Annotated in this window: 24 protein-coding genes and 1 pseudogene; 12 read left to right on the top strand and 13 right to left on the bottom strand. The window is 65.2% G+C overall.

Annotated features, from left to right (window positions below; translation table 11 throughout):
* From AC1DYX_RS13335 to AC1DYX_RS13325, 3 genes are all read left to right on the top strand, one after another.
* On the top strand, positions 1 to 252 hold a 252-nt coding region (locus tag AC1DYX_RS13335; RefSeq protein WP_477259453.1), incomplete at its 5' end, for an efflux RND transporter permease subunit.
* Positions 253 to 582: 330 nt separating this feature from the next.
* The gene (locus AC1DYX_RS13330) at positions 583 to 2,097 is read left to right on the top strand and encodes an efflux transporter outer membrane subunit (protein WP_477259451.1); all 1,515 of its coding nucleotides are present in this window, start codon (positions 583 to 585) and stop codon (positions 2,095 to 2,097) included.
* Positions 2,098 to 2,202: 105 nt separating this feature from the next.
* Positions 2,203 to 2,703 carry a DNA-deoxyinosine glycosylase gene (locus AC1DYX_RS13325; protein WP_477259449.1) on the top strand — a complete coding sequence of 167 codons (501 nt, stop codon included), beginning with the start codon at positions 2,203 to 2,205 and terminating at the stop codon, positions 2,701 to 2,703.
* Positions 2,704 to 2,736: 33 nt separating this feature from the next.
* Here AC1DYX_RS13325 and AC1DYX_RS13320 read toward each other — a convergent pair whose 3' ends face one another.
* From AC1DYX_RS13320 to AC1DYX_RS13310, 3 genes are read right to left on the bottom strand one after another with little or no spacing between them, the layout of a single operon-like run.
* Positions 2,737 to 3,228 (bottom strand): RICIN domain-containing protein, encoded by a 492-nt coding sequence (locus AC1DYX_RS13320; protein WP_477259446.1) that lies wholly within the window; start codon positions 3,226 to 3,228, stop codon positions 2,737 to 2,739.
* Between the two features lie 26 nt (positions 3,229 to 3,254).
* Positions 3,255 to 4,397 (bottom strand): hypothetical protein, encoded by a 1,143-nt coding sequence (locus tag AC1DYX_RS13315; RefSeq protein ID WP_477259444.1) that lies wholly within the window; start codon positions 4,395 to 4,397, stop codon positions 3,255 to 3,257.
* A 35-nt stretch (positions 4,398 to 4,432) separates the two neighbouring features.
* Positions 4,433 to 5,662, bottom strand: a complete 1,230-nt coding sequence (locus tag AC1DYX_RS13310; RefSeq protein ID WP_477259442.1) for an acyl-CoA desaturase — start codon at positions 5,660 to 5,662, stop codon at positions 4,433 to 4,435.
* 563 nt (positions 5,663 to 6,225) lie between these two features.
* Between AC1DYX_RS13310 and infA the strand changes: the two genes are divergently transcribed.
* Positions 6,226 to 6,489 (top strand): translation initiation factor IF-1, encoded by a 264-nt coding sequence (gene infA / locus AC1DYX_RS13305; RefSeq protein ID WP_477259455.1) that lies wholly within the window; start codon positions 6,226 to 6,228, stop codon positions 6,487 to 6,489.
* A 22-nt stretch (positions 6,490 to 6,511) separates the two neighbouring features.
* Here infA and AC1DYX_RS13300 read toward each other — a convergent pair whose 3' ends face one another.
* Entirely contained in the window at positions 6,512 to 6,829 is a 318-nt protein-coding gene (locus AC1DYX_RS13300; RefSeq protein ID WP_477259440.1) for a CcdB family protein, read from the bottom strand.
* Complete coding sequence (locus tag AC1DYX_RS13295; RefSeq protein WP_477259438.1) at positions 6,829 to 7,086, bottom strand: type II toxin-antitoxin system CcdA family antitoxin; 258 nt, start codon at positions 7,084 to 7,086, stop codon at positions 6,829 to 6,831. The genes AC1DYX_RS13300 and AC1DYX_RS13295 overlap by 1 nt, the downstream gene beginning before the upstream one ends.
* A gap of 93 nt (positions 7,087 to 7,179) precedes the next feature.
* On the opposite strand from AC1DYX_RS13295, the pseudogene AC1DYX_RS13290 reads away from it, so the two are divergent.
* Positions 7,180 to 7,314: pseudogene (locus tag AC1DYX_RS13290) on the top strand (translation initiation factor IF-1); the annotation flags it as partial.
* A gap of 74 nt (positions 7,315 to 7,388) precedes the next feature.
* Here AC1DYX_RS13290 and AC1DYX_RS13285 read toward each other — a convergent pair.
* Positions 7,389 to 8,567 (bottom strand): tetratricopeptide repeat protein, encoded by a 1,179-nt coding sequence (locus AC1DYX_RS13285; RefSeq protein WP_477259436.1) that lies wholly within the window; start codon positions 8,565 to 8,567, stop codon positions 7,389 to 7,391.
* An 82-nt stretch (positions 8,568 to 8,649) separates the two neighbouring features.
* Positions 8,650 to 9,522: an HDOD domain-containing protein gene (locus AC1DYX_RS13280; RefSeq protein WP_477259434.1), complete on the bottom strand. Its 873-nt coding sequence runs from the start codon at positions 9,520 to 9,522 to the stop codon at positions 8,650 to 8,652.
* Between the two features lie 157 nt (positions 9,523 to 9,679).
* Here AC1DYX_RS13280 and AC1DYX_RS13275 point away from each other — a divergent pair, with 157 nt between their 5' ends.
* Positions 9,680 to 10,249, top strand: coding sequence for a DNA-3-methyladenine glycosylase (locus tag AC1DYX_RS13275; RefSeq protein WP_477259432.1), 570 nt, complete (start codon positions 9,680 to 9,682; stop codon positions 10,247 to 10,249).
* On the opposite strand, the gene AC1DYX_RS13270 is transcribed toward AC1DYX_RS13275, so the two are convergent.
* Entirely contained in the window at positions 10,246 to 11,934 is a 1,689-nt protein-coding gene (locus tag AC1DYX_RS13270; RefSeq protein ID WP_477259430.1) for a methyl-accepting chemotaxis protein, read from the bottom strand. The two genes, AC1DYX_RS13275 and AC1DYX_RS13270, sit on opposite strands and share 4 nt — an antisense overlap.
* 48 nt (positions 11,935 to 11,982) lie before the next feature.
* Positions 11,983 to 12,441: a cache domain-containing protein gene (locus tag AC1DYX_RS13265; RefSeq protein ID WP_477259428.1), complete on the bottom strand. Its 459-nt coding sequence runs from the start codon at positions 12,439 to 12,441 to the stop codon at positions 11,983 to 11,985.
* Positions 12,442 to 12,705: 264 nt separating this feature from the next.
* Between AC1DYX_RS13265 and AC1DYX_RS13260 the strand changes: the two genes are divergently transcribed.
* From AC1DYX_RS13260 to AC1DYX_RS13250, 3 genes are read left to right on the top strand one after another with little or no spacing between them, the layout of a single operon-like run.
* On the top strand, positions 12,706 to 14,127 hold the full coding sequence (locus tag AC1DYX_RS13260) for a KamA family radical SAM protein (protein ID WP_477259426.1): 1,422 nt from the start codon (positions 12,706 to 12,708) through the stop codon (positions 14,125 to 14,127).
* Between the two features lie 16 nt (positions 14,128 to 14,143).
* The gene (locus AC1DYX_RS13255; protein WP_477259424.1) at positions 14,144 to 15,460 is read left to right on the top strand and encodes an MFS transporter; all 1,317 of its coding nucleotides are present in this window, start codon (positions 14,144 to 14,146) and stop codon (positions 15,458 to 15,460) included.
* Positions 15,429 to 16,280 carry a fumarylacetoacetate hydrolase family protein gene (locus tag AC1DYX_RS13250; protein ID WP_477259422.1) on the top strand — a complete coding sequence of 284 codons (852 nt, stop codon included), beginning with the start codon at positions 15,429 to 15,431 and terminating at the stop codon, positions 16,278 to 16,280. The genes AC1DYX_RS13255 and AC1DYX_RS13250 overlap by 32 nt, the downstream gene beginning before the upstream one ends.
* A gap of 77 nt (positions 16,281 to 16,357) precedes the next feature.
* On the opposite strand, the gene AC1DYX_RS13245 is transcribed toward AC1DYX_RS13250, so the two are convergent.
* The gene (locus AC1DYX_RS13245) at positions 16,358 to 17,689 is read right to left on the bottom strand and encodes an aspartate aminotransferase family protein (RefSeq protein WP_477259420.1); all 1,332 of its coding nucleotides are present in this window, start codon (positions 17,687 to 17,689) and stop codon (positions 16,358 to 16,360) included.
* A 90-nt stretch (positions 17,690 to 17,779) separates the two neighbouring features.
* On the opposite strand from AC1DYX_RS13245, the gene AC1DYX_RS13240 reads away from it, so the two are divergent.
* From AC1DYX_RS13240 to AC1DYX_RS13230, 3 genes are all read left to right on the top strand, one after another.
* Positions 17,780 to 18,334 carry a carboxymuconolactone decarboxylase family protein gene (locus AC1DYX_RS13240; protein ID WP_477259418.1) on the top strand — a complete coding sequence of 185 codons (555 nt, stop codon included), beginning with the start codon at positions 17,780 to 17,782 and terminating at the stop codon, positions 18,332 to 18,334.
* A gap of 115 nt (positions 18,335 to 18,449) precedes the next feature.
* The gene (locus AC1DYX_RS13235; protein ID WP_477259416.1) at positions 18,450 to 18,935 is read left to right on the top strand and encodes a transcriptional regulator; all 486 of its coding nucleotides are present in this window, start codon (positions 18,450 to 18,452) and stop codon (positions 18,933 to 18,935) included.
* A 17-nt stretch (positions 18,936 to 18,952) separates the two neighbouring features.
* Entirely contained in the window at positions 18,953 to 19,459 is a 507-nt protein-coding gene (locus AC1DYX_RS13230; protein ID WP_477259414.1) for a S41 family peptidase, read from the top strand.
* Between the two features lie 47 nt (positions 19,460 to 19,506).
* On the opposite strand, the gene AC1DYX_RS13225 is transcribed toward AC1DYX_RS13230, so the two are convergent.
* The 3 genes from AC1DYX_RS13225 to AC1DYX_RS13215 form a co-directional block, all read right to left on the bottom strand.
* Positions 19,507 to 19,704, bottom strand: coding sequence for a hypothetical protein (locus tag AC1DYX_RS13225; RefSeq protein WP_477259412.1), 198 nt, complete (start codon positions 19,702 to 19,704; stop codon positions 19,507 to 19,509).
* A gap of 3 nt (positions 19,705 to 19,707) precedes the next feature.
* Positions 19,708 to 20,376 carry an alpha/beta hydrolase gene (locus AC1DYX_RS13220; protein ID WP_477259410.1) on the bottom strand — a complete coding sequence of 223 codons (669 nt, stop codon included), beginning with the start codon at positions 20,374 to 20,376 and terminating at the stop codon, positions 19,708 to 19,710.
* Positions 20,373 to 20,657 (bottom strand): molybdopterin-binding domain-containing protein (locus tag AC1DYX_RS13215; protein WP_477259408.1); only part of this gene is annotated, 285 nt, incomplete at its 5' end. The genes AC1DYX_RS13215 and AC1DYX_RS13220, both read right to left, overlap by 4 nt.

Here is a 20,657-nt window from a genome sequence, read left to right as displayed (position 1 = left end):
GCGTTCATCATGGGCGTGGTGCCGCTGGTGCTGTCGCACGGCGCCGGCGCCGAGATGCGCCACGCGATGGGTGTCGCCGTGTTCGCCGGCATGCTGGGCGTGACGTTCTTCGGCCTGTTCCTGACGCCGGTGTTCTACGTCCTGCTGCGCACGCTGGCCAAGCGTTTCGAGAAGCCGAAGCATGCCTCCGCCCACGGCACGGCACCGAATGCCGTCGGCGGCGACCACGCGCCGGCACTGAAAGGTAACTGATTTGACATCCTCCCACTCCCTGAAGGAAGGGGATTCCCACTACTGGCCTCTCATGTCCGAGAGGGGGACGAGGCTAATGCCACGTCCCTTATTCAGTTCAGGGGATACCTTTCAGCCTCGCAAAAAAGCAGCGACCCGGAACCGGAACAAACGATGTTTTGACCTTGATCGTGCCACCCCGCCTAACGGCATAGTGACAGCACTTGAAAGTTTGATCGTGATTACACAAGATCGTTCAATTTATTTTTTCAGTCGAAAGGCAACGACTGCTGCGCAGTCGGCTCCTTTCACTCCCCGCCCTGAAGGACGGGGTTTCTCGGAGCAAATCTGATGAAAACGATGATTGCAAGGGGTGTGGCGCCGTTGATGGCAGCGCTGCTGCTCACGGCCTGCGCCGCCCCGGAATTCAAGCAGCCGGCGGTCGCCACGCCGGCCGCTWTCAAAGAGTCCCAGAGCGCGCCGGCCGCCGCCATCAATGACGTGCGCAGCGCCGCCGACGGCACGACGTGGACGGTCGGCCGCGCGGCCGAAGCCCAGCCGCGCGGCGAATGGTGGCGCGCGTTCCACGACGAAGCGCTGAATGCCCTGATCGCGGATGCGACGGCGAACAACCAGAGCCTGACGGTGGCCGCCGCCCGCGTGAAGCAGGCCCGTGCCATCGCGGGCATCGCGGAAGCCGACCGCATTCCGCAGGTCGGCGTCGATGTCGGCGCCCAGCGCGCCCGCCCGTCGCCGCTGGAAGCAGCGCTGCCGCGGGGGACGCCGGTCGCGCCGGCGAACACGTACTCGGCGCGCCTGTCGGCCAGCTACGAGGTCGATCTGTTCGGGCGAGTGTCGTCGAACGTGGCTGCGGCGCGCGGCGATGCCGGCGCGGTGGAAGCGACGTACCGCTCCGTGCTACTGTCGCTGCAGGCCGACGTGGCGCAGACCTACTTCCGCCTGCGCGCGCTGGACGCCGAGATCGCAACGGTCGGGCACACCGTGCAGCTGCGCGAGGAGAGCGTGCGCGTGACGAACCGCCGCTTCGACGCGGGCGACATCGGCGAATTCGATTTGTCGCGGGCGAAGACGGAACTGGCGACGGCGCGTTCGGAGGCCATCGGCCTGCAGCGCCAGCGCGCCACGACGGAACATGCACTGGCTGTCCTGCTGGGCAAGCCGGCGTCGAACTTCGCCGCGCCTTCGCGTCCGCTGAGTGACGCCGCCGCGCTGCCGCTGATCCCGGCCGGCCTGCCGTCGACCTTGCTGGAGCGCCGTCCCGACATCGCCAGCGCCCAGCGCTCGATGGAAGCGGCCAACGCCCGCATCGGCGTCGCGCGCTCGGCGATGTTCCCGGCGCTGAATCTGGCGGCGGGTGCGGGCGGCGTCGGCACCAGCTTCGCCGAAGTCTTCAAATGGAGCAGCCGTTCGTGGCTGCTGGGCGCCGCGCTGTCGATGCCGCTGATCGACGGCGGCCGCAACCGCAACAACGTCGTACGCAGCGAGGCCGCGCTGGAAGAAGCCGTCGGCTCCTACCGCCAGAGCGTCCTGACCGCGTTCGCCGAAGTCGAGGACAATCTGGCCGGCCTGCGCATCCTGGCGGGGCAGAGCGCCGAGATCGAGGCGGCGGTGATCTCCGCCCGCCGCTCGGCCGACCTGGCGCGCAAGCTGTACGACGCCGGCCGCGGCAGCTACCTGGAACTGCTGGACGCGCAGCGCAACCTGGCGAACGTCGAGCGCAACGCCGTGCAGTTGCGTGGCGACCGGGCGATCACCACCGTGGCACTGATCCGCGCGCTGGGTGGCGGCTGGGATGCGGCGCCCGCCGTGGCGAAGCTGGACGATACGGCCCAGGCGCGCAACTGACACGGAAAGACTGTCCCTGGCACTACTGTGATTCCGGTAATGCCCTTTGCGGCGATACGTGCGAGCGTATCGCCGCTTTTTTCGCGCGCGGGCTAGAATCGCCGCATGCCGACATCATCCGATTCTTCCCAACTCACCGGCCTCGCCCCCGTCATCGCCCCGAATACGCGCATCCTCATCCTGGGCAGCTTCCCGGGTGCCGTATCGCTCGCGGCCCAGCAGTACTACGCCCATCCGCGCAACCAGTTCTGGAAGCTCGTGGGCGCCCTGATCGGCGAAGACTTCTATTCGCTGCCGTATGCCGACCGCCTGCCGCGCCTCCTCGCGCACCGCTTCGGGCTGTGGGACGTGCTGGCCGCGTGCGAACGGGAAGGCAGTCTCGATTCGGCGATCCGCAAGCCGGCCGCGAATGATTTCGAGCGGTTGCACCGGTTGTGTCCCGAGCTGAAGACGGTGGGATTCAATGGCCAGACATCCGGAAAATTCGCGCCGCAGTTCGCGGCGCAGGGGTATCGGACCGTGGTGCTGCCGTCGTCGTCGCCGGCGCATATGGCGATGACGTTCGAGCAAAAGCTGGCAAGCTGGAAGCGTCTGTTGGGTGATTAAACCGGTACGTTGAACCATGTCCCGGCGCTGCGCTCAACCACGCGGACCATCACGCTTGATCCAGTACTGGCTCGAATAATTGCCGCATGACATAAGCTGTACGCGTCCGCTGCGATCGTCGACGATGTCCAGGCAATTGCCCTGGCCCGTGAGCTGGTTCCACAAACGCCCGCCCAGGCCGGGGTCTGTCCGATCCATGTGCCACTGCTGGCCCGTCACGTTGGCGCAGGGCGCCATGTGCACCTGGTTCATGTTGTCGCCGTTGACCACGTCCAGGCACATGGCCGCGCCGGTAAAGAGCGTCCGCAGGCGCACGAAGCCGTTCGCGGCGTCCGGCACAATCTCCCACATCTGGCCCGAGTAGGGACCGCAGCGGGTCACGCGCAACTGATCATGGTTGCCCGCGTTGACGATATCGAGGCAGTTGTCGGGCCCGGTAAACACCGAGTGCAGGGTAACGTTGGACGGGTTTGCGCTGGCGCCTTGGGAAACGGCAGCGAGCAGGAGGGGCAGTAGCAGTCGCATAGTCTTCTCTTGAGTAAATACAGTAATCAGTCATCCCTCATTTCTTCGAGCTCGCACGCGCTTGCCTCAAGCCGTTCGATGAGCACAAGCGCGTGGTGTTGCAACTGTCTCAAACGCTCTTCGGACAAGCGGCCTTCAACGATCACTTCGACCCAGCCGCGAGCCTCCCTGAAGCGAACGGTCAGTCCGTCGACAATGGTGGAAAAGACGTTGTAGTCCGGTCCTTCACCAGGCACGGGGACCGTCTCGTCCAGGCGGTATAGCATTGCGAGGGCCGAAAAGTCCGGTTCATCGTCATACCTCCAATAGCTCTCTAGTCCTAAATGGGGATGATTCCTGTGCCACAGAAGTTGACGCACGTCCCATAACCGGCTGGGTTTGCGATCGATCCGCCTGATCGTCCAATGTTGCCAACGTCGTCGGGTCAGGCGTTGCCATTCTCCGGTGAGTGTGCTCAACGACCATGAGTCGGTGCTTTCGATCATGGGCCGGTCATCGCCAAGCCACCGCTCGCCAGCGCTGACGATAATGCACTGACCATTGTCGGATAGCCTGGTGCAGTGATTGTGAATCCAGCCTGGTGACTCGCCGCTCGTTTCTACCTGGCTGATCGACATCGAATCGAGCGCGAGCTTGTAGACAGGCGTCGTGTGGAGTACGCGCTGAAGGGGATTGCCCAGGCAACCGATGATGAAAATGGACCCGCCCGCAAGCGTCGCGCTATGGAAGTCCGTAGGCGGAAAGACGTCGGCCGGGTAGCCGTAGATGGCAATGCCTCCGTCGGGGGCGGTCACGATCACATCGTTATAGATGAAGAAGTCCGGATCGTAGGCGTCTTCGTGCTCGCCGCCGATGTGTACGACCCGCCCGTCCGGTAACGGGGTTTCGCTCTTGCCGAATCGGTCAAAGCACCACATGGGTCCCGCGTAGCAGGACGACGGCCCCGCAAAGATTTCATTGGCGCTATAGGCGCTCCAACGGGTGCGTACCAGCCAATGCCAAAGCGGGTTATCAAGTTTGACGGATTGCGTACTGACTTGGTGCGGCGAGCGCCAGGCGAGAAATTCATCCTTGCTTATCGAGGGAGCAGGTTCAGCCTTCCGCTGCCGATCGGCTTCCTCTTCCGCAATCTCCCGGGCCCACTCTTCGTCGACGTCGTAGTCGCTCATCGGAACTTCTTCCTATCCATACAAAAGCCGGATTCTCATGCCTGGAACTGGCCACGTACCAATTCGCACATCGTGGCCAGGGGGAGCAGTACGATCGCGCCGATAGCCGTCCAGACGTTGCGCGAGCCGATGGCGATCAGCAGGGCGGGCAAGCCGCGCACGCTGTCTTCACCGTAGTGCAGGACCAACCGCGCCTGGTCCTGCGTGCGCACGACACTGACAGGTGCACTGGCCAGGCGCCGCAACCATTGTTCCGACAACGCGATGCACGGTCCCCGCAGCACGGCGTACCTCCGCCGCGCCAGCAGTCGTGCGCTCGTCGCCACGACGGACCGCAGCGTCGTGACCATCGATGTGCGCGGGCCGGTCGGGACAATTGGCCGTCTGCCGTCGTGGCTGCGCAGTTCCGGCCGGAGTGGGCAGTCGGCGGGCAACCTGAGGCGCCATACCCATCCAGCCCGTTCGAGCAATACCAGCACCCACCAGCCTGGGTCCCACTCGCCGGGATACAGCCCCAGCTTTGCCGAGCCCGGCCAGGCATGGTGATTGTTGTGCCACGATTCGCCCATGGTCAGCAGCGATGCGAATCTGACGTTATGCCCCTGGACGACGGCGGCGCCGTCGACGACCTGGTGCATGCCACCGTGGTTGTGGGCAAAATAACCGATCAGCCAGTGGCCCGTCACGCCCGCCGCGATGCGCGCGCAACCGCCCCAGATGACGAAAGCCCAGCCGCCGAGTGCATACAACGCCAGTGCCGGCGGAATCTGCTGCAGCATCCAGGTCCGCTCGAGGAAGCGGTAGAACGCATCCTGGGAGATGGATCGTGGCATCGGCAGGATAGGGGGATCATCGAGCGCGAGATCGCAATGCAGTTGCCACCAGCCGTCTTGCCAGAACGACTTGCCGTGCCGGAGGAAATCGTGGCAATCGGGCTGGCGTTGGGCGTAATCGCGCAGGTTGTGCTGGGCGAGCAGGCCCAGCGGTCCCGCCAGGCCGACTTGCACGCCCGCATAGACCAACGCGTATTCCAGCCATTTGGGGCAGCCGAAGCTGTCGTGGATGAGTTTGCGGTGGCTGCCGAGGGAATGGCCGAACAATAATACCGAGGCGGTTGCCAGCAGAAACAGGGCAAGTGCTGTCCAGCTGAACGTTACCCATCCGCCAATGAGGCTGATGCATACCATGCCCGTCCACCACAGGGACTTGACGGGTGACCACCTCACTTTGCCGAGCACGACGTTGCCGCCATGAGCGTATTTCATGACATCTCTCCGATCGGATGCGCCTGTCGAATTCAGGGCGTTACTGCAAGAGCATGCGCACAAGTCTGCGGATGATTAATGATCATGTCAACAAGCCAATATTCTGGACGCTACTGAGCATGTCGCCGCACAGGCCCGGCAGGGTAACGCCATACCGTGCTATACTCTGTTGGTCGGCAAGGTTTCTGATCCTGCCGTTCTCCACCCGGAACGTGGCGCCACGTGCGATGGCCGCCTGCGAACAGGCCGGCTGGAGATGTCATTCCACAATGACGATCGGTTCACACGATGGAAGCACCATGCAGATAGCGTGGGCGCCCATGGCCCGGCACCTTGCGGATAGCAAGGGCTGGTGCGACGATTGGAACTTTGGCGTCACATTGAAACGAAGCCCGCAGCAGCGGGCTTTTTTTTCGAATCCCGGACTGTACTCCCCCGTCCCCACACGCGCACGAGCGGATGCGCGGCGATCTTTACCGTTTTTCCAGCGGCCGTTCCGATGCCCGGATCCTGGCCGACTTTCGCGGGCAAATCCTTTKCCTGCCCACTTACCGGAGTTCCAGATGGCAAAAGAAGAATTGATTGAAATGAATGGCGTCGTCGCGGAAGTCTTGCCTGATTCGCGCTTCCGTGTCGATTGCGACAACGGCCACAAGCTGATCGCTTACACGTCCGGCAAAATGCGCAAGAATCATATCCGCATCCTCGCCGGCGACCAGGTCAGCCTGGAATTGTCGCCCTACGATCTCTCCAAGGGCCGCATCACGTTCCGCCATATCGAAAAACGCGGCGCGCCCGCCAGGACCGGGTTCCGCGGCCGTCGCTGAACGGCATGCGTGTGGCAGACAGTCAGTACGAGCCAAACACCCTGTCCAGCGCGGCCTGGATCTCGAACCGGTAGTCCTGGGCGGACCCGATTCTGACYTTGAGCTCATTCGACGGTATTGCACCCAGCTGTGGCGTATCGAGGAAATAATCCTGGCCGTCGATGACGATGAGCGGAAACAGGTCCGGTGGGAGAGTCAATTTCGAAAAGCCGGCCAGATGACGCAGCGGTATGACGATCCTCGTCGCCAGCCCGCTGATCACGTTACTCTGCACCTCGACCAGATACGGAATGTTTGCCTTGTTCCTGCCCGGATTCTCGTAGATATCGAACCGTGCCATCAGAAGGCACGCCATTCCTGTAATGCCACGCCTTCGGTCTCGACCAGACCGTTATAGGCGGCAATGAAGCTGGCATGTTGCTCGTTCCACTGCTGCTCTTTACGCCTCTGTATTTCTTCGCGCAGTGCTTGTTCGCAAAGCTGAGAAATATTGATGCCAAAATTTTTGGCATCCAGATACACGTCCATGGCAAGGCTGATGTTGGTTGCCTTCTTACCGGCAATTTTTTCTGGCATGGCTGAATGTGCAAGTTTCATGACTGATCTGATGCGCATGAGGAATGTGGGGTAGTTATGTGCATTGTATCCCGGAGGTAGTTCTCTTGCCACCGGAACTGTGGCAACGTTCCCGTATCGGTCATCGCGGGCGACCGCGTCACGCTGGAGATGTCGCCGTACGACCTGAACAAGGGCCGCATCGTGTTCCGCCATCTCGAAACGCGCGGCACACCGGCACCGTCGGCCGCGCGCCAGCGCCGCCGCTGATCGATAAGCAGTAGCCAACAAGACGGCCGCGCCATCGTGTCATTCGGAGACGATGGCGCGGCCGTTTTATTTTCTCAGTACAGCCGCACGCTGTTCGCGCTCTGCCGCTTCAGGTGCGCCAGCTTGGCCGAATACAGCTGGCGATTGTCGGACTTCGTGCTCGTGTCGATCGCCAGTGCGAGCTGTTCGCGCGCAGCCGCTGCCTCGCCCAGCTGCAGCAGGGTGACCGCCAGCCAGAAATGGAATTCGTCGTAATAGGGCGCGCGCTTGACCTCGCGTTCGAACAGCTTGCGCGCCGTCGCGTAGTCGCCGGCTTTGAGCGCCTCCATGCCCTTGTCGAAATACTGGAATGGCGGCACCGGTTCGATGCTGGCCACGCGCCGCGCCAACTCGGCCGCTTCGGCCGTGCGGCCTGTCTGCGCCAGCAGGGGGCCCAGGTTGCGCATCACGACCACGCTTTCCGGCTCCCGTTCGAGAGCGGTGCGGAACGCCCGTTCGGCCATGACGAGGTCGCCGTGGCGCTGGTAGATCACGGCCAGCGTGTTGTACACGACCGCGTTGGGAGGATTGGTCGCCACTGCCGCGCGCGCCCACCAGTAGGCGTCGTCGAGCTTGCCCTGCACGAGGGATTCGGCGGCGCGGTTGTTGAGGTAGAGCGCGACGATGTCTTCTTCTTCCAGCTGGCGGCTGCGCAGGCGGCTCGCGTCCGGCGGCGGCAGGAAGTCGACGACCAGCTCGTGCTCGGACGTCTCGTCGTACAGCATGCCGCTGGGCTTGCGGTGGCCGAGGGCGATGTTGACGTGCGAGGCCACGAGGTAGAGGCTGCCGTCGCGGCTCCAGGTCTCATCCACCATCACGCTGCGGAAATGCACCGTCATGCCCAGTTCGCGCGCGAAGGCGGCCGTCATGATGACGAGCGACAGGCAGTTGCCGGCGCGCGCCTCATAGGTTTCGGCGGCCGTGCGCGTGCGGCTGGAATCGTATTCGAGCTTCAGGTCGGTCTTGCTGTACAGCGCATCGATCAGGCCCCGTTCCGGGCTCTTGTTGCGCAGGCGCGCCTCGAAGGCGGGGCTGTGCACGTAGGCCTTCATGGCGGGGCTCAGCGTGAACAGGTTTTGCGCGCCGACGGGCTCCGACGGCGGCTTGAACGACGCGTCGGCGAACAGCGGAGGCGGGGCGGGACGCTGTGGTGTACCGGCGCAGCCGGCCAGCAGCAGGGGCACCACGAGCAGCAGGGACGCCAGGCGTTTCATGTCTCCTCCTCGGCCGGCCATTCATCGACTGCCGGTCTTGTGAATGGAGTATCTGCCCGTCCGCGGCGGAAGTAAAGACGCGTTACTGGTCGTCGTGGAAGGCTTCGTGCAGTTCGTCCAGCAGCTCGGCCGTTTCCTCGTCCGAAAGGCCGAGATAGGCCAGCGCGCGCGCGCCGCCCTTGTCCCATTCGAGCGATCCGGCGTCGCCGCGGAACTTGCGGATGGCGCATTCGGCCAGCAGCGACAATGCCACCAGCGAGCGGACGGCCGGCGCCGTGCTGGCGTCGTCCAGCACCTCATAGTCGTGGTGGTGCAGGATGGACCAGGCCACGTCCTCGGACAGGCCCCAGTTGCGCGCCAGCAGGGTGCCGATCGCGGTGTGGTTCGTGCTGTGCCGTTCATCCTCGAGCGCCGTGAACGGGCGCTCCGCTTCCAGTGCGGCGGCGTGGTACGTCGCGGCATAGTCGGCGAAGCGGTCCATCAGCAGCGGCACGCCGGTGTCGCAGAACAGGCCGAAGGTGTGCGCTACGTCCGGTTCGCCGATGCGCAGGCGGCGCGACAGGAACACCATCGCCTCGGCGCGCCGGCTCGACACTTCCCAGAAGCTGGCCAGCGCGGCGCCGTTCGCCGGGATCGCCTGGCGCGCCAGCAGCCCCGTCATCATGGACGCGACCTGGTTAATGCCCAGGAACAAGATGGCCTGCTCGATCGATTTGGCCTTGCGCCGGCCGCCGAAAATGGACGAGTTGGCCAGTTTCAGCAGCGCGCCGGACATCCCGACGTCATTGGCGACGATGCGGCCGATCACGGCCGGACTGGGATCGTCCGACGCGAGTTCCCGCTGCAGGTCGGCAAGCAGGCTGGGACGAGGCGGAATCCGGATCGACTTGATGAGAGCGTCGACCGGATCCTCGGCGGCGGCGCTCGGACGCGCCAGGGCAGCTGCTGTACTCATGAATAGGCGAGAAAAACGGTGCTGGCAGATGCCATATGGAAATAAATTTGAATTTGTCACTATAAACCAGCGGCGTTGAAGTTGCAGCAAAGTATTGCTTCCGTGTAGCAAAACTGTCAGTGCGACCTGTCAAATCTTATCAATATAGAATTGCCACATGTCTTCATCCATCCTTGCCGGCATCGATTTTCTCGCTCCTTCGCATCTCGTCGCGCGCCAGCTGATCGGCGTGACGGTGCTCGTCGACGGCGTCGGCGGCCGCATCGTCGAGACCGAAGCCTATGACGGCGAAGATCCCGCCTCGCACAGCTATTCCGGGCCGACGGACCGCAACTTCGCCATGTTCGGGCCGCCGGCCCACGCCTATGTCTACCGCTCCTACGGCATCCACTGGTGCCTCAACTTCGTTTGCCGGGAAGATGGGCATGGCGCCGGGGTCCTGATCCGCGCGCTCGAACCCGTGACGGACATCGACACGATGTGCGAGCGGCGCGGCACGCGCGACCATTGGCTGCTGTGTTCCGGGCCCGGCAAGCTGTGCCAGGCGCTGGGCGTGACGCGCGACCTGAACGGCCACTCCCTGGCCGCGGCGCCGTTCGAACTGGTGCCGGCGCCAGGCGGTATCGAGGTCGTGGCCGGGCCACGCATCGGGATATCCAAGGCCGTGGACGTACCCTGGCGGTTCGGCCTGGCCGGCTCGCGCTGGGTCAGCAAGCCGTTCCGCTAGCCGTTGGCGGCGCGGCGCGGCGGGAGCGTGTCCGCATCGGCGGCCCGGTGCGCGAGCGCGGGACGGCCGCGCATCGGGCTGTCCGGGGCGCGGCGCTCGACGGGCGCATCCTCTTCCGCCGCCGCGGGCGCGTCCTGCCCATCCTCGATGCGGAAGATCGCGACGGCGCGCGCCAGGTTCACGGTCTGCTCGTGCAGGCTGGCCGCCGCCGCCGCGGCCTGTTCGACGAGGGCGGCGTTCTGCTGCGTCATGTCGTCCATCTGCCCGACCGCGCGATTGACTTCGGCGATGCCGTCGGCCTGTTCGCTGCTGGCGGTGCTGATGCGGTGGATGATGTCGTTCACCTGCTGCACGGAGGCGACCACGCTGCCCATGCTGGCGCCGGCCTCGCCCACGGCGACGCTACCGTTGTCGATGATCGCCACGGAAGCGGCGATCAGCGCCTTGATTTCCTTCGCGGCCGAGGCCGAGCGCTGGGCCAGCGTGCGCACCTCGCTGGCGACGACGGCGAAACCGCGGCCCTGTTCGCCGGCGCGCGCCGCTTCGACGGCCGCGTTCAGCGCCAGCAGGTTGGTCTGGAACGAGATGCCGTCGATGACGCCGATGATCTCGACGATCTTGCGCGAGCTGGCGCGGATCGATTCCATCGTGGCCACGGCGCGGTCGACGGCCTGCCCGCCGCCGGCCGCCAGCCGGGCCGCCTCGGCCGCGAGTTCCGTCGCCAGCCGGGCATTGTCGGCATTGTCCTTGACGGCCTGGGTCAGGGTTTCCATCGTGCTCGCCGTCTGTTGCAGCGAGCCGGCCTGCAACTCCGTGCGGTTCGACAAATCCAGGTTGCCGCTGGCGATTTCCCTGGACGACGTATCGATCGAGCGCACGGCATCGAGCACGCTGCGCAAGGTCCGGTTCAGGTTGGAGATGGTCTGGTCGAGCGCGCGCGCCGTGTCGGCGATCTCGTCGCGCCCGTCGTTGCGCGCGCTGGCGCACAGGCGGCCCTCGGCCAGATCGCCCACGACGACGGAAATGGCGCCGATGTCGCGCAGCATGGCCCGGCGCACGAACATCGTCACCGCCAGCGAGACGGCGATCGACAGCACGACCAGCACGGCCATGCCCGTGCCCAGGCCGTGGAATTCGGCGCGCGCCGCGGCATACGCCTGTTCGCTGAGCGTCGTTTCCAGCGTGGCCAACTGGGCCAGCTGCTCGTTCAGCACATTGAATTCCTTTTCCGCCTTCTGCATCGAGTTGGTGGCGATCGACTGGTCGACCTGCGCCATCTCGATGGTGTCCTGCACGGCCTTGCGGTAGGCCGCCAGCGCCGTCAGCGACGCTTCCACATGTTTGCGTTCCGCGCCGTCCGTCGTGCGCACCAGTTGCTGCAATTGCGCCTGTACCGCGGCGTGGCGCTTGCCGATGTCGGCGATCAGGGCGTCGAGGCGGTTCCTGGCGAAGCTGCCGTTGATCCAGGCCAGCAACTGGTAGGCGTTGGCGTGGACGTATTTCGCGTCGCCCGCCACGTCGGCCACGTTTTTCAGCCGCGCGGCGCGGACCTGCACCATGTTTTCCAGCGATGCGTTCTGGCGCACCATGCCGTACCAGGCGGCGCCGGACAGCATCGACAGGAGCACCAGCGCGAAGCCGGGCGCCAGCAGCAGCTTGGGACCGATACGTAGTTTATTCAGCATGCTTCGCTCCCGCCTTCGCGCAATCACGGGCATGCCGCCCGCAGGCAATTATTGTTTCTTGTACAGCCCGGCTTCGAGCACGACGCCGTCGACGAGAAGGATGTACGTCGTCTTCGGCTCGATCTTGCCGGTGGTCGGATTCTTGTACTGGTAGTCGACCCAGCCCTTGCCCTTGGCGGCGGCCAGTTCGATGATCTCGCGGCGGTATTTCTTGCCGTTGGCATCGGGCACGTCCGTCAAATCCTTGCCGACGATCGACGGGTTGTAGGGGTGGGCCAGCACGATGCCGGTCTTGACGTCGCGCATGTCGATGTACAGCGAACCCTGGACGAATTCCGGGTCCTTGGCCGAGATGCGTTTCATGACTTCGTCCTTGCCCTTGGCCTTGACCATGGCGGCGCCGCGCTCGGCCATGGCGATCGCATCTTTTTCGGTCGGGTCAAAGGCCAGCGCGCTCGTGCAGGACAGCAGGAGGGACGCTGCGACTACGGTGGCGGTCAGCTTCATAGGATGTCCTTTCGGGAGAAAAAAGATAGGTCTGAATGTTGCCTATTTGCATTTCGTACTCTACGCCGCCGCCTCATCCGTGCTGTTGTGCAAACGCAAGCGGTCTCCGCCGTGCGCTTGCAACGTCAAGACTGATTTTTCGCAGGGCCAAACTTGACTCGCGGCAACTCGGTGGCGATGTCGACTGCCTACTATCGGTTCTTGACGGCAATTATTTCCTTGCGTCACCTTTTATCGCCAACCTTTCCCATCAGGAGAACTCCCGTGAGCCACGACGCAACGCCCGCCAAGTTCAAGCCCTATACCCGCCAGTCGATCCAGAACGCCCGCCAGTGGCATTGGATGAGCCCCGACCTGCGGGAGGCGGTCCAGGTGGTCTCCCATGTGCTGCCGTTCCGTACGAACGAATACGTGATGGATCAGTTGATCGACTGGAGCAATATTCCCGACGATCCGATTTACCGGCTGACCTTCCCGCACCGCGACATGTTGCCGGCGCGCGAATACGAACAGTTGCGCGACCTGGTGCTGGTCAGGAAAGACGACGCCGCACTCGCGAAGCTCGTGCACGACATCCGCATGCGCATGAATCCGCACCCGGCCGGCCAGATGACGCACAACGTGCCGCGCGTGAACGATGCGCCGCTCAAGGGGCTGCAGCACAAGTACAAGGAAACCGTACTGTTCTTCCCCAGCGCGGGCCAGACGTGCCATGCCTATTGCACGTTCTGCTTCCGCTGGCCGCAGTTCGTCGGCATGGAAGAGATGAAGTTCGATGCGCGCGAGTGCACCGACCTGGTGGCTTACCTGGCCACGCATCCGGACGTGACGGACGTCCTGATCACGGGCGGCGATCCGATGATCATGAATACGCGTTCGCTGGCCGAATTCATCGAGCCGCTGCTGGCGCCGCAACTGGCGCACATCCAGAACATCCGCATCGGCACCAAGTCGGTCGCGTACTGGCCGCAGCGCTACGTGTCGGACAAGGACAGCGACGACCTGATGCGCCTGTTCGAACGGGTGGTCAAGTCCGGCAAGAACCTCGCGCTGATGGGACATTACAACCACGCCGCCGAATTGCGCCAGCCGATCGCCCAGCAGGCCGTCAAGCGCATCGTCGGCACGGGGGCCACCCTGCGCATGCAGGGGCCGCTGATCCGCCACATCAACGAAGACCCGAACAGCTGGGCCGAGCTGTGGACGACGGGCGTGCGCCTGGGGGCGATCCCCTATTACATGTTCGTCGAGCGCGACACCGGGCCGCGCGACTACTTTGCCCTGCCGCTGGCGCGCGCGCACGAGGTCTTTCAGGCCGCGTACAGCATGGTGTCCGGCCTGTCGCGCACCGTGCGCGGGCCGTCGATGAGCGCCTTCCCCGGCAAGGTCGTGATCGACGGCGTGGTGACCATCAACGGCGAAAAGCTGTTCGCGCTGCAGTTCCTGCAGGCGCGCAATCCGGACTGGGTACGCCGGCCGTTCTTCGCGAAATACGATCCGGACGCCACCTGGCTCGATCACCTGAAGCCCGCGTTCGGGCGCAAGAAGTTCTTCTTCGAGGGCGGGGAGGACGACCACGACGTCGTTGCCGGCGCGCCCGGACGCGTGATCCCGATCGTGCCCGCGCAAGCACAAGTGCAAACACACGACCGGCGCGCCAGTGATACCCAGCCCGACGCGGCCTGACCCCAGGGACGCCATCATGGAAACCGACCAGGATTGCCGGGATCAAGCGCGCCTCTCCGGCGTGGCGGTGTTTTTCTACGTGTTCCTGCCGTTCGCGCTCGGGCATTATCTGTCTTCGCTGCTGCGCAACGTGAACGCCGTGCTGGCACCGCACCTGGTCGGCGCACTCGCGCTGACGCCGGGCCAGCTCGGCCTCCTGACCAGCGCGTTCTTCTTTGCGTTCGCCCTCGTCCAGCTGCCGGTCGGGATCGCGCTCGACCGCTATGGGCCGCGCAAGGTGCAGCTGGCGCTGCTGCTGCTGGCGACACTGGGCGCGCTGTTGTTCGCGGCCGGGCGCTCGTTCGGCCAGCTGGTCGTGGCGCGCGCCATCATCGGCTGCGGCGTGGGCGGCTGCTTCATGTCGGCCGTGAAGGCGATCTCCACGTGGATCGCGCCCAAGCGCCTGCCGTCCGTGCAGGGCTACCTGATCGCCGTGGGTGGCCTGGGTGCGGCGTCGGGCACCATGCCCGTGCGCCTGCTGCTGCAGCACACGGACTGGCGCGGCCTGTTCCTGCTGCTGGCGGCATTGATTTTGTGCTGCGGCCTGCTGATCTGGCTCGTCACGCCCAGGTCGAAGGCGCCCGGCGGCGCGCTGCCGACCGTGCGCTCCATACTGGACGTGTACCGTGCACCCGCGTTCCGCAACACCATCTCGCTGGTGCTCGTGCCGCATGCGATCTTCTTCGGCATCCAGGGCCTGTGGATCGGCCGCTGGCTGTCCGACGTGGCCCGCTTTCCGGACGCCGCCGTCGCCTACCTGCTGTACATGGGCATGGCCTCGGTGATCTTCGGCGCCATCGCCGTCGGCATGATCACGGAATGGGCGGGGCGGCGCGGCATCGAGGCGCTGGACGTGGCCGCCGTCGGAGTGTTTCTGTTCGTGCTCGTGCAGCTTGCCATCGTCTGCAACTGGCGTCCCAGCCTGCAGCTGCTGTCCGTGCTGTTTACGCTCGTGGGCACCATCACCGGCATCGAATACGTGATCATCGCCCAGAGCCTGCCGCGCACGCTGACGGGGCGGGCGGCCACGTGCCTGAACCTCCTGATCTTCATCGGCGCCTTCGTCGTGCAGGCGGGCTTCGGGATGATCGTCGGGCTGTGGCGTCCCGACGCGGGCAGCCATTTCCCGGCCGTGGCCTACCGCGTCGCGTTCGGGGTGCTGGTGGCGCTGCAACTGCCTGGCCTGCTCGGGTACTGCCACGACTTCCTTCGGCGCCGTCAAGTAAAATGCGGCATCGTTTTGCTCACCCAGAAGGAAGAATATGAGATTGGTTCGTTACGGTCGCCCCGGTAAGGAAAAGCCGGGCCTGTTCGACGAGGAAGGTCGCCTGCGCGACCTGTCCGGCGTGGTCGGGGACATCGACGCGTCGGTGCTGTCGGAAAAGGCGCTGCGCAAGCTTGCCAAGGTCGACTGGAAGACGCTGCCGGTCGTGCGCGGCAACCCGCGCTTCGGCGTGCCGGTCAAGGGCGTCGGCAAGTTCATCGGGATCGGCATGAATTACTCCGACCACGCGGCCGAGGTCGGGGCGCCGATTCCGAAGGAACCGATCATGTTCATGAAGGCGACCTCCTGCCTGAACGGTCCGGACGACCCGATCCAGCTGCCCAAAGGCTCGAAGAAGACCGACTGGGAAGTCGAGCTGGGCGTCATCATCGGCACCCGCGCCCAGTATGTCGACGAGAAGGACGCGCTGAAATACGTGGCCGGCTATTGCGTCGTCAACGACGTGTCCGAACGCGCCTACCAGTTCGAGCTCGGCTCGCAGTGGTCCAAGGGCAAAGGCTGCGACACGTTCGGCCCCGTCGGCCCGTTCCTCGTGACGAAGGACGAGATCTTCGACGTGCAGGACCTCGACCTGTACCTGGAACTGAACGGCAAGCGCGTGCAGACCGGGAATACGTCGAAGATGATCTTCACGGTGGCGCAAATCGTCAGCTACCTGTCGCGCTTCATGACGCTGGAGCCGGGCGACATCATCAGCACGGGCACGCCGCCGGGCGTGGGCCTCGGCCGCAGCCCGCAGCGCTTTCTCAAGAAAGGGGACAAGCTGCGGCTCGGGATCGCGGGACTGGGCGAGCAGCAGCAGGAAGTGCTTGCCTACCCTAAAGCATGAACGCGTAGGGTGGGCACCCCGTGCCCACGCGAACGCTGGCGTGACGCAAATGTCCGCGTGGGCTCGGGGAGCCCACCCTACCGCACCATCTTCAACGCGGCTTGCACCGAGTCTTTCAGCCGTCCGACGATCTCGCTTAAATCCCCCTGCGTGACGACGAACGGCGGCGCCAGCAGCACATGGTCGCCATTGCGCCCGTCGATCGTGCCGCCCATCGGATAGACCATCAGGCCGTTCTCCATCGCGCGCGCCTTGATGGCCGCGTGCAGCTTCAGCTCCGGCGCGAACGGCGTCTTGTTCGCACGGTCGCGCACCAGTTCCAGCGCCAGGAACAGCCCGCGGCCGCGGATGTCGCCCACGTGCGGATGGTCCTCGAATTCCTCGTCCAGCATCGCGCGCAGCTGCGCGCCGCGCAGGCGCACCTGCGTCAGGAGGTCGTCGCGCTCGATCACCTGCTGCACGGCGAGGGCCGCGGCTGCCGCCACCGGGTGGCCGATATAGGTATGCCCGTGCAGGAACACGCCGCTGCCGGCGCGCAGGCGCTCGACGATGGCGCCGTTCACGAGCACCGCGCCGATCGGCTGGTAGCCCGCGCCGAGCCCCTTGGCGACGGCGATCAGGTCCGGCGCCACGCCCTCCTGCTCGATCGCGTACATCGTGCCCGTGCGGCCCATCCCGCACATCACTTCGTCGGCGATGAACAGGATGCCGTACTTGTCGCACAGCGCCCGCACGCCGCTGAAATAGCCGGGCGTGGGCGGGATCGCGCCGCCCGTCGCGCCCACGACGGGTTCGGCGCAAAAGGCGATCACGCGTTCCGGACCGGCCTGCAGGATCGCCGCTTCCAGCTCGTCCAGCAGCATCGCGGTGTATTGGTCGACGGTCTGGTCATCGGCCCGGTCGCGGTATTCGTAGCAGGCCGAGACCCGCTCGACGTCGATCAGCAGCGGGGCGAATGGCCGGCGGCGCCATTCATTGCCGCCGACGGCCAGCGCGCCGAGCGTGTTCCCGTGGTAGCTCTGGCGCCGTGCGATGAACAGCGCGCGCTGGTGTTCGCCGCCTTCGACGTAGTACTGGCGCGCCAGCTTCAGCGCCGTCTCCATCGCCTCCGAGCCGCCCGACACGAGGTACACGCCCCGGATGCCGGCGGGCGCGTTCGCGACGAGCCGGTCGGCCAGCTGTTCCGCCACCTCCGTCGTGAAGAAGGCGGTATGGGCATAGGCGCAGCGGTCGATCTGGCGGTGCATGGCCGCGATCACGTCCGGATGGCCGTGCCCGAGCGAGGAGACGGCCGCGCCGCCGCTGGCATCGAGGTAGCTGCGGCCGTCGCTGTCGTACAGGTAGACGCCCGCGCCGCCGACCGCGACGGGCGGCGTCTGGCGCAGGCTGCGATGCAGGATATGGCTCATGTGGGCTCCTGAATAAATGACTTTTGACAATAAGCGCGAACCGTCCGGAATCTTTTGATTTTTGCCTCAAGGCATGCGAATATTTTCCGCATGACCGACCGCCTCCGCCCGATTCCCCCCGAAGACTGGACCGACGCCCAGCGCGCCGCCGCCCAGGAGATCATCAATGGCCCGCGCGGCGCGTTGTACGGCCCGTTCGTGCCGCTGCTGCGCAGCCCCGAGCTGATGGGGTATGCGCAGCGGTTGGGCGAATATCTGCGCTACCGCAGCGCGATCGGCGTGCGGCTGTCGGAGCTGGCGATCCTCGTCACGGCGCGCGAGTGGGACCAGCAGGTCGAATGGGCGATCCATGCGCCGATCGCGCAGCAGGTGGGCGTCCCGCCGGACGTCATCGATGCCATCGCCCGGCGCGAGCGGCCGCCCGCCATGCTCGTCGACGAGGCGGTGGTCTATGACTTCTGCGTCGAGCTGCACCGTCACAAGCGCGTCTCCGACCGCGTCTACAATGACGCGCTGGCGCTGTTCGGCGAGCAGGGCGTCGTCGACCTGATGGGCGTGAACGGCTACTACACGTTTCTCGCGATGGTGATGAACACGGCGCGCACGGCGGCGCCGCCGTCGAGCGTGGCGCCGCTGTCGGATTAGCCCGTCGGCGCCGGGCCGCGTTCGTCGCGGCGCGGCGGCCGTTCGTCGCAGGCACCGCCGCGCCGCCCGCTCGGGCGGCATACTGACGGCACCGATCACTCGTGAAGACAAGCCCATGAAACCGCATTACATTCTCGCCGCTGMGGCGGCCGCCGCCACCGTGCTGGCGCTGGCTGCGCCGCCCGCGCCGCTGCCGCCGAACTGGTCGATGATGGGCCAGAATCCCGAAAAATTCACGGCCGGCGTCGATGCGTCTCCGGAGGGGCATGGTGCCAAGTTCCTGCGCAACACGAGCGGCGACTCCACGGCATGGGCGTCGCTGGGTCAGACCATCCTGGCCCAGCGCTACCTTGGCCAACGCGTGCGTTTCCGTGCTTGTCTGCGTACACGCGATGTGAGCAACTGGGCGGGTCTGTGGATGTCCGTCAATGCCGGGAACGGCAACACCTTGGCCTTCTACAACACCCACGACAAGCCGGTCAAGGGCAATACTGACTGGCAGGAGCGCAGCATCGTGCTGGACGTGCCGGCCGACGCAGGGGTGATCTCGTTTGGCGCGATCGTGGTGCCGGGCTTCGCCGCGCGCTCGTCGTCGACCTGAGCGAACAGACGGGCGGCATGGCATGGCCGCCGTTCATTGCCATGTATCCGCTGTTCGGCAACGCCAACAAGGCGCGCTGGGTGGACCGCGACGGCAAGGCGATCCCGTTCGTCGACCGTACCAGTCTTGCAGCGATGGCCGCCCAGCATGTCGGTGATCGCGCCAATCCGTTCGCGTCCTTTGCCACGGGCCCGCTGGCCGTGCTGGCCGGTACGAAGACGGCGAGCGCGGGCGAAATGCTGCTCGTCGCGTTGATGGGAGAGGAGCGGGTGCGGACGTTCGGGCAGACATCCTACGGCATGTCGACGGTGAACCAGATGCACCCGCTGCCCGACGGCGGCATGCTGTTGCTGACGCAAATGCGGTATGCGCTCGGCGACGGCCCGGTTTTCCGCGGCGGCATCCCGGCCATGCAGCCGGCGCCGAAGGGGGAAACGGTGGAAGCGTCGCTCAGGACGGCCGCGGAATGGGTGGCGGCCAATTCACCGCGCTGCGCGCCGGTGCACAGCAAGACGAATTGGTAGGGTGGGCACAGGGGTGCCCACCCTACTGGGATAGGCTCTAAGCCGGCTTACGCCAGGGCTTCCTTCGCGGCCTGTTCCGGCGTCAAGCCTTCGTAGAACAGGTCGGTGAACCACTCGACCTGTTCCTCGATGTGTTCCAGCGCCTGCGCCCGGGTGGCGCCGCCGGCGACCAAGTGGTTTTCGACGTCGATGCACCAGTTGATCAGCGCCATCGTCTCGTCGTCGAGTCGTTCTTTCTTTGCCATCGTTCAGCCCATTACTTTCTTCAGCCACGCCGAGATGTGCTGGACTTCCTCCAGGCACAGCGTGTGCTGCATGGCGTATTCGTGCCACTCGAGCTGGTAGCCGAGTGACTGGAGCAGGTCGCGCGACGCCTCGGCGCGATTGAACGGCACCACGTTGTCGTAGCGGCCGTGCGCCATGAAGATCGGCGTCGCCTTGCTGGCCTCGGTGCGCTCCGTCGCCAGTTTGGCGGACAGCGGCACGTAGCCGGACAGGCACAGCAGACCGGCCAGCGTTTCCGGATGGCGCAGGCCGGTCTGGATGGCCATCGCGCAGCCCTGCGAGAAACCCGCCAGCAGGATGCGCGACGCGGGGATGCCGCGCCCCTTCTCGCGTTCGATCAAGGCTTCGATCTCCTGCTGCGATGCGCGCAGGCCGTTCTCGTCCTCGCGCCGGTCCGCTTCCAGGCCGGTGATGTCGTACCAGGCACGCATCACGTAGCCGTTGCTGATGGTGACGGGCATCGTCTTCGCATGCGGGAAGATGAAGCGGATGCCGGGCAGGCCGGTGAGATCCAGCTCGCGCACCATCGGCACGAAGTCGTTGCCGTCCGCGCCCAGGCCGTGCATCCAGATGATGGCGATTTCCGGGTTGTCGTTGGTCTCGATCTGGATGTGTTCGAGCAGGTCGCTCATGCGGTGTCCTTGTTTCGTTGCGCCGATTTCGGACGGAAGGCCTTGCAGACGGCCGGGTCGGTCTCGGCGTACGGGCCGCCGATCAGGTCGATGCAATACGGGACGGCCGCGAAGATGCCGCCGACGATGCTCTTGCCGTCCGCGTCCTTCAGGCCTTCCAGCGTTTCCCTGATCGATTTCGGCTGGCCCGGCAGGTTCATGATCAGCGCGGCGTGATCCGGCGTCTCGCGGATCACGGCCGTCTGGCGCGACAGGATCGCGGTCGGCACGAAGTGCAGGCT

The sequence above is a fragment of the Massilia sp. P2_C2 genome, from assembly GCF_056404615.1.
This window is presented reverse-complemented; position numbering and strand designations above follow the sequence as displayed.

Bases quoted from the DNA above. Each gene is read 5' to 3' on its own strand.
- AC1DYX_RS13325 (WP_477259449.1), top strand. From the start codon at position 2,203: ATGCCGACATCATCCGATTCTTCCCAACTCACCGGCCTCGCCCCCGTC.
- AC1DYX_RS13320 (WP_477259446.1), bottom strand. From the start codon at position 3,228: ATGCGACTGCTACTGCCCCTCCTGCTCGCTGCCGTTTCCCAAGGCGCC.
- AC1DYX_RS13315 (WP_477259444.1), bottom strand. From the start codon at position 4,397: ATGAGCGACTACGACGTCGACGAAGAGTGGGCCCGGGAGATTGCGGAA.
- AC1DYX_RS13310 (WP_477259442.1), bottom strand. From the start codon at position 5,662: ATGAAATACGCTCATGGCGGCAACGTCGTGCTCGGCAAAGTGAGGTGG.
- infA (WP_477259455.1), top strand. From the start codon at position 6,226: ATGGCAAAAGAAGAATTGATTGAAATGAATGGCGTCGTCGCGGAAGTC.
- AC1DYX_RS13295 (WP_477259438.1), bottom strand. From the start codon at position 7,086: ATGAAACTTGCACATTCAGCCATGCCAGAAAAAATTGCCGGTAAGAAG.
- AC1DYX_RS13285 (WP_477259436.1), bottom strand. From the start codon at position 8,567: ATGAAACGCCTGGCGTCCCTGCTGCTCGTGGTGCCCCTGCTGCTGGCC.
- AC1DYX_RS13280 (WP_477259434.1), bottom strand. From the start codon at position 9,522: ATGAGTACAGCAGCTGCCCTGGCGCGTCCGAGCGCCGCCGCCGAGGAT.
- AC1DYX_RS13275 (WP_477259432.1), top strand. From the start codon at position 9,680: ATGTCTTCATCCATCCTTGCCGGCATCGATTTTCTCGCTCCTTCGCAT.
- AC1DYX_RS13270 (WP_477259430.1), bottom strand. From the start codon at position 11,934: ATGCTGAATAAACTACGTATCGGTCCCAAGCTGCTGCTGGCGCCCGGC.
- AC1DYX_RS13265 (WP_477259428.1), bottom strand. From the start codon at position 12,441: ATGAAGCTGACCGCCACCGTAGTCGCAGCGTCCCTCCTGCTGTCCTGC.
- AC1DYX_RS13255 (WP_477259424.1), top strand. From the start codon at position 14,144: ATGGAAACCGACCAGGATTGCCGGGATCAAGCGCGCCTCTCCGGCGTG.
- AC1DYX_RS13250 (WP_477259422.1), top strand. From the start codon at position 15,429: ATGAGATTGGTTCGTTACGGTCGCCCCGGTAAGGAAAAGCCGGGCCTG.
- AC1DYX_RS13245 (WP_477259420.1), bottom strand. From the start codon at position 17,689: ATGAGCCATATCCTGCATCGCAGCCTGCGCCAGACGCCGCCCGTCGCG.
- AC1DYX_RS13240 (WP_477259418.1), top strand. From the start codon at position 17,780: ATGACCGACCGCCTCCGCCCGATTCCCCCCGAAGACTGGACCGACGCC.
- AC1DYX_RS13230 (WP_477259414.1), top strand. From the start codon at position 18,953: ATGGCATGGCCGCCGTTCATTGCCATGTATCCGCTGTTCGGCAACGCC.
- AC1DYX_RS13225 (WP_477259412.1), bottom strand. From the start codon at position 19,704: ATGGCAAAGAAAGAACGACTCGACGACGAGACGATGGCGCTGATCAAC.
- AC1DYX_RS13220 (WP_477259410.1), bottom strand. From the start codon at position 20,376: ATGAGCGACCTGCTCGAACACATCCAGATCGAGACCAACGACAACCCG.